Below are 18,084 nucleotides of genomic sequence, written 5' to 3' on the forward strand. Positions count from 1 at the left end.
ACAACGCCGGCCGCCCGCGCCGCCCGTCTGCCTGTAGAATCGCCTCTTTACTCAGCCAGCCGTCCCCATGTCGACACCGCACTCCCAGCAGACCCACCCGGAACTGATCCTCGGCCTCGACGACCGCCCGCCCCCGCTGCTCGGCATGCTGGCCGCCCTGCAGCACCTGCTGGCCATCATCGTCCCCATCGTCACGCCGGGCCTGCTGATCTGCCAGGCGCTGGGCGTTTCGAGCCGCGACACCAATCTGATCGTCTCGATGTCGCTGGTGGTCTCCGGCCTCGCCACCTTCGTGCAATGCCGCCGCTTCGGTCCGTTCGGCGCGGGCCTCCTGATCGTGCAGGGCACCAGCTTCAATTTTGTCGGCCCGCTGATCGCCGGCGGCGCCCTGATGGTCAAGCAGGGCACGCCGGTGGAGGCGGTGATGGCGGCGATCTTCGGCGTCGTGGTGGCCGGCTCCTTCATCGAGATGGGCGTCTCGCGCGTGCTGCCCGTCGTCAAGCGCCTGATCACGCCCCTGGTGACGGGCATCGTGGTGCTGATGATCGGCCTCACCCTGATCAAGGTCGGCCTGATCAGCATGGGCGGCGGCTACGCGGCCATGGCGGGCGGCAGCTTCGCCAACGGCGAGAACCTGCTGCTGTCCGGCGTGGTGCTGGCCATCATCGTGATCCTGAACCGGGTGCCGGTGGTCTGGATGCGCAGCGCCGCCATTGTCATTGCACTCGGCGTCGGCTACGCGCTGGCCGGCTGGATGGGCCGTCTGGACTTCAGCGGCATGCACGAGGCGCCGCTGTTCCAGGTGCCCACGCCGCTGCACTTCGGCCTGGGCTTTTCGTGGTCGCTGTTCATCCCGATGATCGTCATCTACCTGGTCACCTCGCTGGAGGCGATCGGCGACGTGACGGCCACCAGCAAGGTCTCGCGCCAGCCGGTCGAAGGGCCGCTGTGGATGGCGCGCATCAAGGGCGGGGTGCTGGTCAACGGCGCCAACTCCCTGCTGGCCGGCATGTTCAACACCTTCCCGAGTTCGATCTTCGCCCAGAACAACGGCGTGATCCAGCTGACCGGCATCGCCAGCCGCCACGTCGGCATGTGGATCGCCCTGTTCCTGGTGATCCTGGGCCTGTTTCCCGCGGTCGCCGGCGTGATCCAGGCGGTGCCCGAACCGGTGCTGGGCGGCGCCGCCATGGTCATGTTCGGCGCGGTCGCCGCGGCCGGCATCAACATCCTGGCCAGCGTCACGCTCGACCGCCGCGCGCTCCTGGTGATCGCGGTCTCGCTGGCGCTGGGGCTGGGCGTGTCCCAGGTGCCCGAATTCCTGGCCCATATGCCGGGCGCGGTGCGCAATGTGCTCGAATCGGGCGTCGCCACCGGCGGCCTGTGCGCGCTGCTGCTGAACTGGTTCTTGCCCGAGCCGGCGGCGGCGAAGGAAGCGCGGTGAACTGGAAGCGGCTGGCCAGGAGCCTGGCGGCGCTGGCGGTCGTGGCCGCGACGGCCTGGGGCGCGCTCGCGCTGTGGTTCCAGCTGGCGCCGGCGCTCGCGCTGGCCCTGGGCGGCGCCTGGACCCTGCTCGGCCTGGCCGTGGCGCTGGTCCTGGCGCGCACGCCGGGCTGGCGGCACGAACGCAGGCTGCTGCTGGCCGGCGCGCTGGCGGCGCTCGCGCTGCTGGGATGGTGGCAGTCGCTCGCGCCGTCGCACGATCGCCCATGGGCCGACGACGTGGCGCGCCTGCTGGAATCAACGGTGGACGGCGACCGCCTGGAACTGCGCAATGTGCGCGCCTTCGAGTGGCGCACCGAGACCGACTACACGCCGCGCTGGGAAACCCGGCGCTACGACCTGTCGCGCCTCGAGTCGGCCGACCTGATCCTGTCGTACTGGATGGGGCCGCACATCGCCCACACGCTGGTGTCGTTCGGCTTCAGCGACGGCCAGCGACTGGTGTTCTCGCTCGAGATCCGCAAGGAACGCGACGAAACGTTCTCGGCGCCCGGCGGATTCTTCCGTAAGTTCGAGCAGGTGATCGTCGCCGCCGACGAGCGCGACCTGATCCGCACGCGCAGCAATGCGCGCGGCGAGCAGGTCTACCTGTACCGGCTGCGCGCGACGCCGGCGCAGCTGCGCTCGGTGCTGCTCGACTACCTGGCGCGCGCCGAACGGCTGCGCGGCCAGCCCGAGTTCTACAACACCCTGACCAGCAACTGCACCACGATCCTGTTCGAACTGGCGCGCCATATCGACCCGACGCTGCCGCTCGACTACCGGCTGCTGGCCTCCGGCCATTTCGCCGAGTATGCCTACGACCAGGGCGCGCTTACCCCGGGCCTGCCGTATGCGATGCTGCGCGAACGCGGCCACATCAATGCCCGCGCCCGCAAGTCCGACCGCGACGCCGACGACTATTCACGCGCCATCCGCGCCGGCGTGCCGGGCATCGCCCCGAACGATTAGCGCGCCTGCAGGGCCGCGATCCGCTCCTCGATCGGCGGATGGCTGGAGAACAGCGCCAGCGCGCCGCCCTTGCCCGAGATGCCGAACGCGCTCATGTTCTTCGGCAGCTCGCCTTCGGCCATGCCGCCGAGGCGGCGCAGCGCCGCGATCATCGGCTGCGGCTGGCCCATGATGCTGGCGGCGCCGCGGTCGGCGCGGAACTCGCGCTGGCGCGAGAACCAGGCCACGATGATGCTGGCCAGGATGCCGAACACGATCTCGCACACGATCACGGTGACCATGTAGCCGATGCCGGGGCCGGTGTTTTCCTCGTCATTCTTGCGCAGCAAGCCGTCCACGAAGTAGCCGACGATGCGCGCCAGGAAGATCACGAAGGTGTTGACCACGCCTTGGATCAGGGTCAGCGTGACCATGTCGCCGTTGGCGATGTGGGCCACCTCGTGGGCCAGCACGGCTTCGACTTCCTGCTCGGTCATCGACTGCAGCAGGCCGGTCGACACCGCGACCAGCGACGAGTTCTTCGTCGCGCCGGTGGCGAAGGCGTTCGGTTCGCCCTCGTAGATCGCCACTTCAGGCATGCCGATGCCCGCGCGCTGGGCCTGGGCCGCCACCGTGTTCAGCAGCCACTGCTCGGTCGGGTTGGAAGGCTGGGCGATGACGCGCGCGCCGGTCGACCATTTGGCGATCGGCTTGGACAGCAGCAGCGAGATGAAGGCGCCGCCAAAGCCCATCAGGCCGGCGAACATCAGCAGCTTGGGCAGGTCCAGGCCGTTCGAGGTGAGGAAGCGGTTGACGCCCAGCAGGCTGGCGGTGATGCCCAGCACCAGCATGATGCCCAGGTTGGTCGCGATAAACAACAGAGTACGTTTCATGATGTCCTTCTTGGTACGGTTACGGTAAAAAACGGGTTCAGGCGGCCTGCGCGGGATCGTCGGCCGCGATGCGCCGGACCAGCACCCTGGCGATGCGGCGCTCCTCGACGCTCAGGATGCGGTAGCGCAGGCCGTCGATGTCGATCTCCTGGCCCGGCTCCGGCAAGCTCTCGAAGCGCGCCAGCAGGAAGCCGGCCAGCGAGGTGTAGTCGTCGTCGCTGCTGACCAGCCCCCCGGTCTCCAGCACCTGCTCCAGCTGGTGCAGGTCGGCGGTGCCGATGACTTCCCACTCGCCGGGCCCCTTGGGCTGGATCGCCAGCTGCTCGTCCTCGTCGGGGAACTCGCCGGCGATCGCTTCCAGGATGTCGACCGGGGTCAACAGGCCCTGGACGATGCCGAATTCGTCGGTCACCAGCACCAGCTGGCCGTGGGCGCGCTTGAGCGTGTCCATGGCCTTGAGCACGCCGGCGGTATCGGGCAGCAGGATCGGCTTGCGGATTGGTCCTGTGGCGCCATTGCCGTCGTCGACGACATCGTCGATGCGCGCCTGCAGCACCAGCTGGCTGATCAGGTCCTTGGTGCGGGCGATGCCGACCAGGTTGTCGAGCTGGCCGCGGCCGACCGGCATCCGGCTGTGCGGCGACTCCTGCAGCTGGCGCAGGATGGCGTCGGCCTCATCGTCGAGGTTGACCCAGGACATCTCGGAGCGCGGCGTCATGATCGAGCGGATCGAGCGGTCGGCCAGGGTCAGCACGCCGCTGACCATATTGCGCTCCTCGACGCCGAAGGCCTGCGCCTCGTCGATCTGCTCGTCCTGGCCGTCCGGCTCGGCATCCTGGCGCCGCTTGCCGCCCATCAGGCGCAGCACGGTGTCGGCGGTGCGGTCGCGCAGCGGCAGGCGCGCCTCGTTCTTGAGGAAGTTACGGCGCGCGAACTGGTTCAGGGTCTCGATCAGGATCGAGAAGCCGATCGCCGCATACAGATAGCCTTTCGGGATGTGGAAGCCCAGGCCCTCGGCCACCAGCGACAGGCCGATCATCAACAGGAAGGAGAGGCACAGCACGACCACGGTCGGGTGCGCGTTGACGAAGCGGGTCAGCGGCTTGGACGCCAGGATCATGACGCCGATCGAAATGATCACGGCCGCCATCATGACGCCCAGTTCGTCGACCATGCCGACCGCGGTGATCACGGCGTCGAGCGAGAACACGGCGTCCAGCACCACGATCTGCGCCACCACGGCGCCGAAGCTGGCATACACCTTCGACTGGGTATGGACGTGGGTCACGCCTTCCAGGCGCTCGTGCAGCTCGACCGTGGCCTTGAACAGCAGGAACACGCCGCCCAGCAGCAGGATCAGGTCGCGCCCCGAGGGCGACCACGGCCCCAGCGCGAACAGCGGCGTGGTCAGCGTCACCAGCCAGGACACGATGGTCAACAGGCCCAGGCGCATCAGCATGGCCAGGGTCAGGCCGATCAGGCGCGCCTTGTCGCGCTGGTGCGGCGGCAGCTTGTCGGCCAGGATCGCGATGAAGATCAGGTTGTCGATGCCCAGGACGATTTCCAGGACAACGAGTGTGAGCAGACCCGCCCAGATTGCCGGGTCGAATAGCCATTCCATGGTGTTACCTCGTTATTTTGCTAAAAGTGTGTCGCGGCCGCGATCGCGGGCACGGCGGCGCGGTCGGATCGACGCGCGTCGCGATGCAAGGATCGTGATCGGCCAGGGGCGCCGCGACTGCGGCGAAGGCAGGCCCTCAGGCCTCGCGCGGGGGTTTTAGCGGCGGGAACGAGGAATGGTTGGCGCGCGGCGGCGACCGGGGCGCGATCGCCCCGCCCGGCAGGCTGGACAGCTGCAGGCCGAGCTCTTCGTGCACCGAGTCGTGGACGTCGGCGCCGGCCGGCGGTTCATCGGGATCGATGTCGCAGGCGGATTGGCAATCGTAGCCGCCCGCCAGGTAGGCGTCGGCGAACAGCGGCACGGCGGCATCGGTCTCGAGCGCAGCCGTGTGGATGAGGACTTCGGAAGGTGTGACGTGTTCCGTCGCTGCGGCGGGCTGCATCGCGGACGCGGCCATGGCCAGGGCAAACATGTTCAGGGGGAGCAACAGGGTCAGGCAGATGACGAAAAATCGTCTCATATACGGTGCGAGAGTCGGAACGGCGCCAGTATAGCATGTCGTTTCGGCTCCATCGCTCCGCCCTTCCCGATCTCCCCTGCAGACGCCTGTCATGCCGGTGACACGGAACGACGCTAGACTGGAATGGATCGTTCACCGTCCACCATCCGTTTCCAGAGGAGGCCGCCATGCCTGGCGCCCAATCCACCGACCTCAACCAGCGCCTGCAGCGCGACCTCACCGACAGCTACGACGAAGAGCTCGAACTGGAACTCGACGACCGCGACCTCGATGCCGACACGCTGCTGCCCGCGCCCACCCGCAGCGAGCAGGAGAAGGAAGCCCGGCGCCAGTATTTCCATGAGCTGTTCCGCCTGCAGGCCGAGCTGGTCAAGCTGCAGGACTGGGTCGTGCACACAGGCCACAAGGTCGTGATCCTGTTCGAAGGCCGCGACGCCGCCGGCAAGGGCGGCGTCATCAAGCGCATCGCCCAGCGCCTCAATCCGCGCGTGTGCCGGGTGGCGGCGCTCCCCGCGCCGAACGACCGCGAGCGCACCCAGTGGTATTTCCAGCGCTACGTGTCGCACCTGCCGGCCGCGGGCGAGATCGTGCTGTTCGACCGCAGCTGGTACAACCGCGCCGGCGTCGAGCGCGTGATGGGCTTCTGCACCGACGCCCAGTACGAGGAGTTCTTCCAGACCGTGCCGGAATTCGAACGCATGCTGGTGCGTTCCGGCATCCAGCTGATCAAGTACTGGTTCTCGATCTCGGACGAGGAACAGAATGCGCGCTTCCTGAGCCGCATCCACGATCCGCTGAAGCAGTGGAAACTGAGCCCGATGGACCTGGAATCGCGCCGGCGCTGGGAAGAATACACGCGGGCCAAGGAAATCATGCTCGAGCGCACCCATATCCCGGAGGCACGCTGGTGGGTGGTGCAAGGGGTGGACAAGAAGCGCGCGCGCCTGAACTGCATCCATCACCTGCTCCAGCAGATGCCTTACGTCGAGGTCGAGCGGCCGGCGATCGAGCTGCCTCAACGCGAATATCACGACGATTACGTGCGGCGGCCGGTGCCGCCGGAGATCATCGTGCCGGAAGTGTTCTAGGCACCGGCCGGCACGCAGCAGGCTTGTAAAGCGGGTCGACGATTTCCTGTCCTGGAACTGTTTTTTTTGCTAAGCTTCAGATCGACTTGCTGCGTGGCCATCCCGTTGCGCCGACGGCGCTGGCGGGGTGGGACGGGACTTCCTGGACTGGACTGATGACCTTGCAAGAGTATCTCGAGACAAATTGTTGTACTCAGCTGGACGACGACGAGGCCGCGCTCGAAGCGTTGCGGGAGAACAGCGTCGGCATGCATGGCCCGGCCAGCGGGCCGGACTGGCAGCGCCAGGTGCGGGCACTGTACCGGCGCGGCATCTCGATCGAGACCGCTCTGCAGTTTCTGTATCACGAGCGCCCCGGCCGCGCAGCGTTCCAGTCCTGGTTGCTGGCGCACGGCCGCTCACCGCCTGCCGCCCCCGAGCCAAGCGCGTGCGCGGACGGCGGCCCGCTGTCGGCGGACCAGCGGCAATTCTGGGACCGCCATGGCTACCTCGTGCTGCCGGGCGTCGTGCCGCGCGCGCAGTGCGAGGCGGCGCGCCAGGCGATCTGGGATTTTCTCGGGGCCAGCGCCGACGATCCCGGTTCCTGGTATCGCGAGCATCCCGGCAAGCGCGGCATGATGCTCGACTTCTACGACCATCCTGCGCTGGCCGCCAACCGCGCAGCGCCGCTGGTGCGCCGGGTCTGCGAACAACTGTATGGCGCCACGGCGATCTATCCGTCGATCGACAAGGTCAGCTTCAACCCGCCCGAGTCGGACTCCTGGCGTTTCCACGGCAGCCCGCTGCATTGGGACGCAAGCCTGTGCCTGCCGATGCCGTTTCGCTTGCAGGGTTTGCTGTACCTCGGCGATTGCGGGCCGCTCGATGGCGCCTTCCACTGCGTTCCCGGCTTTCACCGGCGCCTTCCCGACTGGCTGGCGCGCGTGCCGGCGGGCGTTCATCCACGCGACTGGGCGCTGCGCGACCTCGAGCCGGCGCCGGTGCCGGGCCAGGCCGGCGACTTCATCCTGTGGCACCAGGCGCTGCCCCATTGCGCCACGCCGAACCGCGGCGCGCTGCCGCGCATGGTGCAATACCTGACCTACCTGCCCGATACCCTCGACCATCCGGTGCAATGGATCTGACCATGCACGACGCGGGCAGCGACGGGCGCGCCGCCGTGGGCAAGCACGCGCCCGAGGGCGCCTATGTGCCGACGTCGCCTGCGTCCACTGAAGGCGCGGCCCGCGGCGTCGAGCTCGGGCCATCCGTGAACGGCCGCCCGCCATCCCACTCCAGGCGGTCGATGCACATCCGGCGCGCGCTCTGGCCGACGTCCCAGGCGTGATACACGATCCAGCTCTCGCTGCCGTCGGGCGAACTGGTGAAGCTGTTGTGTCCGGGGCCGACCACAAGTCCCGGACGGCTGCGCATCAGGAGCGCATCCGTGCCGCCCGCCGGACGGCGGTAGGGACCGAGCGGATGGTCGGCCGTCACCCAGCTGATGCCGTAGTTCTCGCGCTCCCAGGCGCCGCCGCTGTAGAAGCAGTAGATGGCGTCGTCGCGCGCCTGCACCGCGGCGCCCTCCACCGTGTGCCAGTCGCGCACCGCGCCATGGATCTGGCGGCCCTTGCGAAACAGGTGCCAGTCGTGGTGCGGCCGCACCACCACGCGCGGCTCTCCGGCCAGCGTGCGCATGTCGAGCAGGCGGTCGACCACGATCCCGGTGCCGACCCGCTGGTCACCGTCGGGCTCCAGGAAATCGACGCAGTAGAACAGGTACCACCGGCCATCGCGGTCGCGGAAAGGATGGGCGTCAATGGAAAACGGCTGGTCGGGCACGAGCAGCGCGCCGCTGTCGACGAAGGGGCCTGCCGGGTGATCCGCCAGCGCCACCCGCAGCCGCTGGTCGGTTCCCTCGGGCGCGCTCCCCGACGAGTAGTACATGTAGAAACGGCCTTCGTGACAGGCCACCTCGGGCGCCCAGTAGTCGGTGTCGCCGTTCGGCGCCAGCGCATGGCCCAACGACTCCCACGCGACCAGGTCGTTCGAGCGCAGCACCGGGACCTGGCGGCCGTCGGCGCCGGCGGGAGCGGTGCCGTAGGCATAGTAGACGCCCTCGTGCCTGAGCACGAAGGGATCGGCCATGGGGTGCGGATATACCGGGTTCTGGTAGGTTCGCTGCATCGTCTCTCCTGTGCGGCTCACATCTTGAAGCGCAGGCTCACGCCATAGGTCGTGGGGTTGTAGCGGATGTCGCGCGGCTGATAGGGACCGAGCGAACTCTGGAATTTGGCGCGGGTCAGGTTGATCGCGTCGAACTGCAGCGACAGCCGCGGATTGAGTTCGTAGCCGATGCTCAGGTCGACGAAGGTGGTGGCCTGGACCACCCGGTCCTGGTTGAACGGCGGTTCGGCGATCTGTTCCACATAGTCGCCGCGGCGCGTCGCCGCCAGGCGGCCGGTGATGCCGTGGCCTTCGTACAGCAGCGCCACATTGTAATTCTGGCGCGCCACGCCCACCAGCGCGGTCGTGGTGAAGGCGTCGCTGTCGAAGGCGGTCTTGCTTTCGTTATCGCCGTCGATCCAGGTATAGTTGAACTGCGCGCCAAACCCGCTCCACGGGCCGGGCAGGAAGTCGAAGAACTTCTGGATGCCGAATTCGGCGCCGCGCAGCGTGCCCTGGCCCGAGTTCTGCGGGCGCGTCACCCGGTAGACCTGGCCGCCGATCGATTCGTCGAGCGTGAAGTTCTGCAGGTAGCCGGTGATATCGCGATGGAACAGCGCCAGCTGGGCATAGCCGTTGTTCTGGAAGTAGTATTCGAGGGTCGCATCCAGGTTGGTCGAGCGGGTCGGGCTCAGGTAGGGATTGCCGGCGCCGCCGCTGCCGGGCGCGTTCACGGTCGGCGGCACCAGCGACAGGGCCGGGTTCAATGAACTGAAGTTGGGCCGCGTGATGGTGCGCCCGACCGACAGGTGCGACTGCCAGTCGTCGGTCCAGCCGATGATTGCCGAGGCGCTCGGCAGGTAGTTGGTCTCGTAGGTCGACAGGTCAACGTCGGAGATCGCGTCGCCGATGCGGGTCTGCCCGCGCAGCTCGCGATTCACGCGCACCACGCGGGCGCCCGCCTCGCCGCTGATGTCGATGCCGGCCAGCTTGGTGCTCCAGCGCGCGGCCAGGTACAGCGTGGCGCTGCGCTCGCGCTGGTCGAACAGGCGCGCCGGGTCTTCGGGCACCCGTCCCGGCCCCACGCCATAGCCTTCGCGCACCAGGTTCGCGTGGTCGATCAGGAAGTCTGCCGAGGGCGTCATCCACGGCCCGCCCAGGCGGTCCAGGCCCGGCGACAGGTGCTGGAACGACGGCCCGAAAGCCTCCAGCGGCGTCGGCCGCACGGCGCCGGTGAAATCGGCATGACCCTCGGCGCCGTGGTAGCTGGCCTTGCGCGTCGACAGGCGCACGCCGCCCAGCAACGCGCTGAAGATGCCGTCACCGCCGAGGCGCCAGGTGGCGTCCGAGCGCCACTGGAACTGCGAGCCGGCCTGCTCGTTCCAGTTCTGCACCAGGCCGCGCAGCACGAACTGGCCCGGGTCGCGCAAAGCATTCGCGCTGCCCGGCGTGGTCACCGCGTTGTAGCCGCCGTGGCCGTCGGCGCCGGCGGCGAACACGCTCGAACTCGCACCGGGCACCTGCTGGTCGACGATCACCGTGTCGTTGACGAATTTCGAGCGGGTATAGCCCAGTTGCGAATCGACCGTCAATGGTCCGTCGGCGTACTTCAGGCCCAGGTTCAGGTAATGCGTGGTGGTGCGCTCGTTCTGGCCCCAGGTGCTGGTGGCGGCATAGGGATCCCAGTCATAGGCGCCGCCGAAGCGGGCCGCCGGCGCGTCCGCGGCCAGGATCGGGCAGATGGTGCCCATCGGCGTGTTGCAGTGGTCTCCCTGCGGGGCCAGCACCACGTTCGTCAGGCGCGGCGCCCAGGTGACGATGTTCAGGATGTAGTTGACCGCATTGCGGCCCTGGTAGCCCATGCCGAGATACTGGGCGCTGGCCTGCAGCCGCGGATTGATCTTCCACTGGAAGGCGCCGTGCACGCTCTGGCGCTCGCGCTGGCCGCTATTGTAGATGCCGCCGATATTGGGCAGCTGGCCCAGCACCTCGCCTGCGCCCAGCGCGAACGGCGGCCGCTCGCCCAGCCGGGTGGCGCTGCCGTCGGGCCGCACCGCGAACACATTGGTCGGCCGGTCGACCCATTGCACCGGATAGGCCCAGTTCTCGCGGTTGACCGCGACGTCGAACAGCGCCCCCATCTCGCCGACGCCGGTCTGCCAGCGGTTGCTGAGCAGGAAGCCGCCACCCGGATTGTGCCGGTCCTTCGTCGCCTCGCTGCCATTCGTCTGCTGCAGGCGGTCCTCGATGTAGCCGCTGGCCGTGAAGCCCTTGCTGTCGAACGGCGCGCGCAGCCGGATGTTGACGGCGCCGGCGATGCCGCCCTCGAACTGGTTGGCGGTGGCCGATTTATAGACCTCCATGCCGCCGATCGACTGCACCGGCAAGTCCTGGTACGACAGGCGGCGGCCGGCGGCGGTGAAGATCTCGTTGCCGTCGAGCGTGGTGGCGACGTCGGGCAGGCCGCGGATGATGACGGTATCGGTCTGGCCGCGGTCGCGCCCGACCTGCACGCCGGCCACGCGCTGCAGGGCGTCGCCCGCCTGGCGGTCGGGGAATTTGCCGATGTCGTCGGCATTGATGGCGTCGACCACCTGCACCGCGTCGCGCTTGATGGTCTCGGCCGAGCGCAGGCTCTGGCGCAGGCCGGTGACTTCGACGACGGCCGTAGCGCCGCGAATCGGTTCGGATACGGGCGGCGCCACGGTGTCCGCTGTCTCTTCCTGGCCCGACTGCCCCAGCGCCGGCGCGGCGTGCGCCGACAGCAGCATGATGGCCGCGCAGATCGGCTTGATGTTCGATCGGTTCATGCCTGTCTCCTGTTGTAGTGGTCGCGGGGCCTCGTTGGTCCCGTCGCCCGCCCCGCCGGTCGCTGCCGGCTTGGGGCCGTGACACATACTAAGAGCGCGCCACCCGCGTCACCCATAACGAAACGCGCGGGAGCTATCCGAAATCGTCATGGCATGGATTCGCGCGCGCCAGTGGCGGCGGCGCTGTCGGCCCAGGCGGGCGTGAAGGCCCGGTCGTCGGCGTCGAACAGGAAGGCGCGGGTGGCCGGGAATGCCAGCGCAACGCGGCTGCCGGGACTAGGGGGCGCGGTGTCGGCGTCACACTTGAGCGCCACCATGTCGCCGCCGCCGTCGGGGTGCGCATAGACCAGGGTCACGTCGCCCAGGTACTCGACCAGGGCCACGCTGGCGCCGATGCCGCCGCCCTCGCCCGTGCGCACGATCTGCAGGTGTTCGGGACGCACACCCAGCACCACCTTGTCGCCCGCCCTGGCGCGCGTGGCGTCGGCCGCCACCTGCACCCTCACGCCGTGCGCCAGCTCGACGGTTGCGCCACGGGCCTGGGCCGCGACCAGGGTCGCGTCGAAGAAATTCATGCGCGGCGACCCGAGAAAGCCGGCCACGAAACGGTTGGCCGGACGTTCATACAGCTCGAACGGGCTGCCGACCTGCTCGATGCGGCCGCCATTGAGCACGACGATCTTCTGGCCGAGCGTCATCGCCTCGACCTGGTCGTGGGTGACGTAGATCATGGTGGCGCCCAGCTCCCGGTGCAGGCGCGCCAGTTCGACCCGGGTCTGGCCGCGCAGCGCGGCGTCCAGGTTCGACAAGGGCTCGTCGAACAGGAAAACCTCGGGTTTGCGCACGATGGCGCGCCCGATCGCCACCCGCTGGCGCTGGCCGCCCGACAGCGCCTTGGGTTTGCGCTCGAGCAGATGGCCGATCTGCAGGATCTCGGCGGCGCGCTCCACCCGCGCGCGGATCTCGGCCTTCGGCACCCTGGCCAGCTTGAGCGCGAAGCCCATATTGTCGAACACGCTCATATGCGGATACAGGGCGTAGCTCTGGAACACCATCGCGATCCCGCGCCGGGCCGGCTCGATCGCGTTGCTGACGACGCCCCCGATCTCCAGCGTGCCCTCGCCGACGTCTTCGAGACCGGCGATGATGCGCAGCAGGGTCGACTTGCCGCAGCCTGACGGGCCGACGAAGACGACGAACTCGCCGTCCAGGATTTCCAGGTCGACGCCCTTGATCACGAGGTTGTCGTCGAAGCGCTTGCGGATGCCGCGCAGGCTTACCGATGCCATGTTCTGCCTCTGCTCATCATTCTCTTTCGTTCAACCCTTGAGGCCACTGGCGGCCAGGAAGCCCTGGGTCACGCGGCGCTGGAACGCCACGTAGGCCAGCGCCACCGGCAGCGCGCCGAGCAGGGCCGCCGCCATCAGCTGGGCATAGCGCACGCCGAAGGCGTCGTAGGTCTGGGTCAGGCCCAGCGGAATCGTCATCATGTCGTTCGACGTCACGATGATGAACGGCCACAGGAAGTTGTTCCAGGCGCCGATGAAGGTCACGATCGCCATCGCCCACACGATGTTGCCCGAGATCGGCAGATAGACGCTCCACAGCACCCGCAAGGGCCCTGCCCCATCCATGACGGCCGCCTCGCGAAAGTCGGCCGGAATCGCGTCGAAGAACTGCTTGAACACATAGATCACCACCGGTGAGACCACCTGCGGCAGCACCAGGCCGGCGTAGCTGTTGATCAGCCCGAGCTGGTGCATGGTGCGAAACAGCGGCACCAGCAAGGCCTCGAACGGCAGCAGGAAGGCCAGCATGGCGATGCCGAACAGGAGCGAGCGCCCCCTGAAACGCAGCTGCGAGAAGGCGTAGGCCGCCATCAGGCTGATCGCCATCGTCACCACCGTCACCAGCAACGCCACCAGGGCGCTGTTGAACAGCCAGCGCGGCAGGTTGCCGGCGCCGAGCGTCTTGGCGAAGGCCTCCAGGGTCCAGGTGCGCGGCAGCCAGTGGAAGGTGGCCGACACGGTCTCGAGTTCGGGCCGCAGCGCGGTGGACAGGGCCCACAGCAGCGGAAACACCCACAGCGCCGCCAGCACGCAGGCCGACGCCGTGGCCACGATGCTCCAGCCAAGCTGGGACGGATGCTTCATGCCGCGCTTCATGTCCCCCTCCCGCTGCGCGCCCGCTGCCACGAGCGGCCCAGCCACACCTGCAGCAGCGACAGCGCGATGACCACCGCCATGAACGCCATCGCGATCGCCGCCGCATAGCCGGCGTCGCTCTGGGTGAACGCGGTTTCATACATATAGTGCAGGGTCACGCGGGTGGTATTGAACGGGCCGCCCGTGGTGAGGATATAGGTCTGGCCGAAGATCTTGAGCGAGGCGATCAGCTGCAGCAGCAGCGCGGTGCCGACCACCGGCCGCAGGGCCGGCCAGGTGATCGCCCTGAACAGCGTGAACCCGCGCGCGCCGTCCAGCGCCGCCGCTTCGTACAGCTCGGCCGGGATGTTGCGCAGGCCGGCCAGCAGCATCAGCATATTGAAGCCCACGGTCCACCAGATCGTGCCGATCGCCACCATCGGCATGGCCCAGTCGACGTCCGCCAGCCAGGCGCGCTGGCCGCCGACGATGTGGTTGATGACGCCCGACGACGGTTGCAGCATCCAGTCGGCGATCAGGGTCATGACCGAGATCGGCAGCACATAGGGCAGGAAGAACGCGCCCTGCAGCCAGCTCGACGCGCGCACGAAGCGGTGCACCAGCAGCGCCATCACCAGACCCAGGGCGGTCAGCGGGATCACGGTCAGCAGCGAAAAATAGAAGGTGTGGCCGAGCGAGGCCCAGAACGCCTCGTCGCGCACCAGGGTCGCATAGTTGGCCAGGCCGACGAAGGCGCTGGTGCGGGTCAGGCTGCTCTCGGTCAGGCTGAGCCAGAAGGTCTGGGCCGCCGGGCCCAGGAAGAACAGCAGGAAGACCAGCACGAAGGGCGCCAGCAGCAGCGCCGCGGGCAGGCCCTCGGCGCGCCCGGCGCCGGGCGGCGCGGCCCGGGACAGGTCTGTACTCGCTGCGCGTTTGAGCATCGGATTGCCTTCTCTTTTATCAGTAACGGGGCGGCCGCTTGCGCAGCAGGCGCGACGCCTCTTTTTCGAACATGATGAGCGCCCGTGCCGGCGCCAGCTGCCCGGACAAGGCCCCGGGCAGGTATTTCGACGCCATCGCCTCGACCGGCCCGGCGGCGCCCATATACCAGCCGTCCGGATCATAGACGACGTTGGCGGTCGCCCCGGCATACAGGGCGTTGGGCATCAGGGTGCGCGCCGCGGGCGACTCGGCCACCGGACGGTAGGCCGGCACGTGGCCGCCCTCGGCCCAGCCCATCGAGTTGCGGCTCACGAAGGCCATGAAGGCCAGCACCGCGCGCACCTTGGCGGCGGCCATCGGTTTGCCTTCGTTGGCGGGAATCGCGAACGCGTGCGAATCGGTCCACACGCTGGCGTCCTGGTACAGGCGCGGCAGCGGCACGATGCCGTACTCGAAGCCGAGCGTGCGCTGGCGCGTGGCGCGCACCAGTTCCGGCACCTCCCACACGCCGTTGATCATGAAGCCGGCGCCGCCGCCCATGAACTGGCTGGTGGAGGCGGGGTAATCCAGCCCGGCCTGCGCATAGCCGCCGGTGAACCAGGCGCTGACCCTGGCCAGTTCCTCGACGCCGGCCGCGCCATACGCGAAGCGGCCGTCCTCGATCAGCGGCGCCTTGCGCTGCGCAAGGAGCGACACCCACAGACGCCAGATCGCGTAGGAACTCTGGCTGGCCTCCATCGCCAGCCCCGCCCTGCCGGTTTTTTCCTTCACGCCGCGAAAGGCCGCGCTCAGGGCCGCATACCCCTCGATCGGCTTCAGAAGGCGGGCGTCGTCGAGCAACCCGGCCCTGGCCGCCAGGGTCTTGTTGTAGTACAGGACCAGCGGATGCAGGTCGAGCGGGATCGCATAGTTGGCGCCGGCATGGCGCGATTTTTCCCACTGGCGCGGAAAATAATCGCTGCCTTTCAGGCCCGCGGCCGCGAGTTCGTGCTCGCCGATCGGCCGCAGCACGCCGCCGCCGGCCAGGTTGGGCAGGCGCGACAGGTGGATGGTGGCGATGTCCGGGCCCTCGCCCACCACCGACGACGTAATCAGCTTGGTGTAGAACGGCTCGCCCCATTTCAGCGTGGTGCTGACCACGCGCGCCGCGCCCTGGCTGGCATTGAAGGCCTCGACCAGCGCGCGCATGCGCGCGCCGTCGCCGCCGCTGAGCAGCGTCCACATGCGGATCTCGACCGGCGCCTGCGCGGCTACCCGCGCCGGCGGCAATCCGAGCAGGATCGAAGCCGCGAGAAATCTCCTTCGCTCTGTCACCCTGTCTCCTGTCGTCTGGTTGCGCACTGCCGACATTATGGACCGCAATCGCCCGGCGCCGCGGCACGCCTGGGGCGCGTGCTCACCGCACCAGGGTCGGTCCCCGCACCACCGGCGCCCCGTCGACCCAATCGAGCCTGTCGATATACAGGAAACGCCGCTTGCCGCGACTGCCATCGGGCTCGAGTTCCCAGGCGTGATAGGCGATGTAGTCGCGCCCCCCGGCCCGGAACACCGACTGGTGGCCCGGCCCCATCAGCGCCACCTCGGGGCGGCTTTTCAGGAACGGTCCGTCGCCCACCGGCTGGCACGGCCCCAGCGGACCGGCGCAGCTGGCGTGGCCGGCCGCATACGAGCCGTCGCCGAAATCGTTGGCCGAATACAGCAGCGTATAGCGGCCGTCGCGCAGGACCATGGTCGGCGCCTCGATCACCTTGCCCTCCCATGCGCGCCCGTTGGTCAGCAGCCTGACCGGCTGGCCCACCAGCCCCACGCCGTCCGGGCTCAGCTCCTGGGCGAAGATATGGGTGGGCTGCTTGCAGCAGTTGCCGTCGTTCTTGAAGTACAGGTAGAGCCGCCCGCCGTCCTGGAACGGGCTGGCGTCGATGGTGCCGCCCAGCGCCGCCTGGCAGATCAGCGGCGCGGCGGCGCTGTCGACGAAGGGGCCGCGCGGCGAGCGCGCCAGCGCCGCGCCGACGCACTGGCGGTCGGTGGTCCGGTCGTGCGCCGTGTAGTACAGCACGTAGCGCTCGCCGAGCTTGACGACTTCGGGCGCCCATACGTGCGGCACCGGCTGGCGCACCCAGGACGCCAGCGCCGGCATCGCATCGGGCAGCGCGCGCCAGGCCTGCAGGTCGGCCGAATGCAGCAGCTGGACGTGCTTGCCGTTGGCATTGGTCGCATAGGCGTAGTAGCCGCCGTCGTGCGGCAGCACGAATGGGTCGGGAAAGTCGCCCAGCGAGCTGGCGCCTTGGGAGTGGCGCTGGGCCTGGCCCGGCAGCGGCAAAAGCGCCGCGCACAGGCCGGCCAGGCAAAGTGGCAAGCGGTAGTCCATGGATGGCTGTCTCCTCGGCGCCGTGGGCGGCTGCTCGTGTGGTGACAGGAATCATACGAACGCCCACCGCCCGTTTCCTATAACGAAACGCGCGGGAGATATGCCAATTCCGTATTCATCTGGCGCGCGCGGCGCGCCATGCCGGCCGCTTCGCGCAGCGCCGCCAGCATCGCCTCGGCCGAGGGCGACAGGTGATGGCGCTTGCGGGTGACGATCCCGTAGACGTCGGCGCGCAGCCCGAGGTCGAACGGCAGCAGCGCCAGCTGCCCGGCGTCGAGCTGGGCGCGCACCAGCTCCGGCGGTAAGGCGACCACGCGCTCGCCGTCGGCCAGCAGCTGCGGCACCAGCGGCAGCGACGCCGTCTCGACGACGTCCTGCGGCGGCTCCAGCCCATTGCCCATGAACAGGGCCATCAGCTGCTCGCGCAGGCGGCACGGCGGCGGCAGGATCCAGGCCGCGCCGGCCAGGTCGGACAGCGCCAGGTCGGCGCGCGCCAGCCAGGGGTGGCCGGCGCGCACCACCAGCGCGTGCGGCTCGTCGGCCAGCGGCTCGAAGTCGAGTTCGGCGCCGGCCGCGGGATCGAGCACGTGGCCGACCACGATGTCGAAGTCGCCGGCGCGCAGCGTCTCGACCAGCGTCTCGCTGGCTTCGACCGTCAAGGCCACCTGCACCCGCGGGCTGCGCTCCTTGAGCAGCTTCACCGCCTGCGGCAGCAAGGCCACGGCCGGCGTGAGCACGCTGCCGACGCACACGCGGCCGTCGACGCCGGCCAGGCCCTGCATGATTTCCTGGTGGGCGGCGTCCATCTCGGCCAGCGCCGCGCCGGCGCGCCGGATCAGGATCTTGCCGTGCCAGGTGGCGACCACGCCGCGCGGCAGGCGTTCGAACAAGGGCACGCCGAGGGCGTGCTCGAGCTCACCGATCAGTTTCGAGGCGCCGGGCTGGGTCAGCCCCGCCGCTTCGGCGGCATGCAGGATGGATGCGTGGCGCCCCAGCTCGACCAGCAGCACCAGATGGCGCGTCTTGAGGTGGAAACGGATGAACCGGGTCGAGGATGCGTCGCGCATGCCGCATGGCCAATTGTCGTTTTTTTAATCCTAAAGCATTGCGCGCGCGGGCG

General features: G+C 68.7%; 15 protein-coding genes. 4 read left to right on the forward strand and 11 right to left on the reverse strand.

Features of this window, described 5'->3' with window-relative positions:
* Positions 1-67 precede the first annotated feature (67 nt).
* Positions 68-1,444, forward strand: a complete 1,377-nt coding sequence (locus KY496_RS06345) for a uracil-xanthine permease family protein (RefSeq protein WP_219864247.1) — start codon at positions 68-70, stop codon at positions 1,442-1,444.
* Positions 1,441-2,454: a DUF4105 domain-containing protein gene (locus KY496_RS06350; protein ID WP_219864248.1), complete on the forward strand. Its 1,014-nt coding sequence runs from the start codon at positions 1,441-1,443 to the stop codon at positions 2,452-2,454. The genes KY496_RS06345 and KY496_RS06350 overlap by 4 nt, the downstream gene beginning before the upstream one ends.
* On the opposite strand, the gene htpX is transcribed toward KY496_RS06350, so the two are convergent.
* The 3 genes from htpX to KY496_RS06365 form a co-directional block, all read right to left on the reverse strand.
* The gene (htpX, locus tag KY496_RS06355; RefSeq protein ID WP_005670474.1) at positions 2,451-3,326 is read right to left on the reverse strand and encodes a protease HtpX; all 876 of its coding nucleotides are present in this window, start codon (positions 3,324-3,326) and stop codon (positions 2,451-2,453) included. The two genes, KY496_RS06350 and htpX, sit on opposite strands and share 4 nt — an antisense overlap.
* 37 nt (positions 3,327-3,363) lie before the next feature.
* Positions 3,364-4,947, reverse strand: a complete 1,584-nt coding sequence (locus tag KY496_RS06360) for a TerC family protein (protein WP_219864249.1) — start codon at positions 4,945-4,947, stop codon at positions 3,364-3,366.
* Between the two features lie 136 nt (positions 4,948-5,083).
* Complete coding sequence (locus tag KY496_RS06365) at positions 5,084-5,467, reverse strand: hypothetical protein (protein ID WP_219864250.1); 384 nt, start codon at positions 5,465-5,467, stop codon at positions 5,084-5,086.
* Between the two features lie 167 nt (positions 5,468-5,634).
* Between KY496_RS06365 and ppk2 the strand changes: the two genes are divergently transcribed.
* A complete protein-coding gene (gene ppk2 / locus KY496_RS06370) occupies positions 5,635-6,555 on the forward strand; it encodes a polyphosphate kinase 2 (protein WP_005670468.1) in 921 nt (306 codons plus the stop codon).
* Between the two features lie 155 nt (positions 6,556-6,710).
* Positions 6,711-7,679 carry a phytanoyl-CoA dioxygenase family protein gene (locus KY496_RS06375; protein ID WP_005670466.1) on the forward strand — a complete coding sequence of 323 codons (969 nt, stop codon included), beginning with the start codon at positions 6,711-6,713 and terminating at the stop codon, positions 7,677-7,679.
* Between the two features lie 61 nt (positions 7,680-7,740).
* Here the strand turns inward: KY496_RS06375 and KY496_RS06380 are convergent, their stop codons facing one another.
* The 8 genes from KY496_RS06380 to KY496_RS06415 form a co-directional block, all read right to left on the reverse strand.
* The gene (locus KY496_RS06380; protein ID WP_219864251.1) at positions 7,741-8,721 is read right to left on the reverse strand and encodes a glycoside hydrolase family 43 protein; all 981 of its coding nucleotides are present in this window, start codon (positions 8,719-8,721) and stop codon (positions 7,741-7,743) included.
* Between the two features lie 17 nt (positions 8,722-8,738).
* On the reverse strand, positions 8,739-11,510 hold the full coding sequence (locus KY496_RS06385; protein WP_219864252.1) for a TonB-dependent receptor: 2,772 nt from the start codon (positions 11,508-11,510) through the stop codon (positions 8,739-8,741).
* Positions 11,511-11,656: 146 nt separating this feature from the next.
* Positions 11,657-12,799 carry an ABC transporter ATP-binding protein gene (locus KY496_RS06390; protein WP_219864253.1) on the reverse strand — a complete coding sequence of 381 codons (1,143 nt, stop codon included), beginning with the start codon at positions 12,797-12,799 and terminating at the stop codon, positions 11,657-11,659.
* Positions 12,800-12,829: 30 nt separating this feature from the next.
* Positions 12,830-13,663: a carbohydrate ABC transporter permease gene (locus KY496_RS06395; RefSeq protein WP_219864254.1), complete on the reverse strand. Its 834-nt coding sequence runs from the start codon at positions 13,661-13,663 to the stop codon at positions 12,830-12,832.
* Positions 13,664-13,671: 8 nt separating this feature from the next.
* Complete coding sequence (locus KY496_RS06400; RefSeq protein WP_219864255.1) at positions 13,672-14,595, reverse strand: carbohydrate ABC transporter permease; 924 nt, start codon at positions 14,593-14,595, stop codon at positions 13,672-13,674.
* A 19-nt stretch (positions 14,596-14,614) separates the two neighbouring features.
* Positions 14,615-15,910 (reverse strand): extracellular solute-binding protein, encoded by a 1,296-nt coding sequence (locus tag KY496_RS06405; RefSeq protein ID WP_229520446.1) that lies wholly within the window; start codon positions 15,908-15,910, stop codon positions 14,615-14,617.
* 82 nt (positions 15,911-15,992) lie between these two features.
* A complete protein-coding gene (locus tag KY496_RS06410) occupies positions 15,993-16,964 on the reverse strand; it encodes a glycoside hydrolase family 43 protein (RefSeq protein ID WP_219864257.1) in 972 nt (323 codons plus the stop codon).
* A gap of 77 nt (positions 16,965-17,041) precedes the next feature.
* On the reverse strand, positions 17,042-18,031 hold the full coding sequence (locus KY496_RS06415) for a LysR substrate-binding domain-containing protein (protein WP_219864258.1): 990 nt from the start codon (positions 18,029-18,031) through the stop codon (positions 17,042-17,044).
* Positions 18,032-18,084 lie beyond the last annotated feature (53 nt).

The sequence above is a fragment of the Massilia sp. NP310 genome (assembly GCF_019443485.1).
Classification (GTDB): Bacteria; Pseudomonadota; Gammaproteobacteria; order Burkholderiales; family Burkholderiaceae_D; genus Telluria; species Telluria timonae.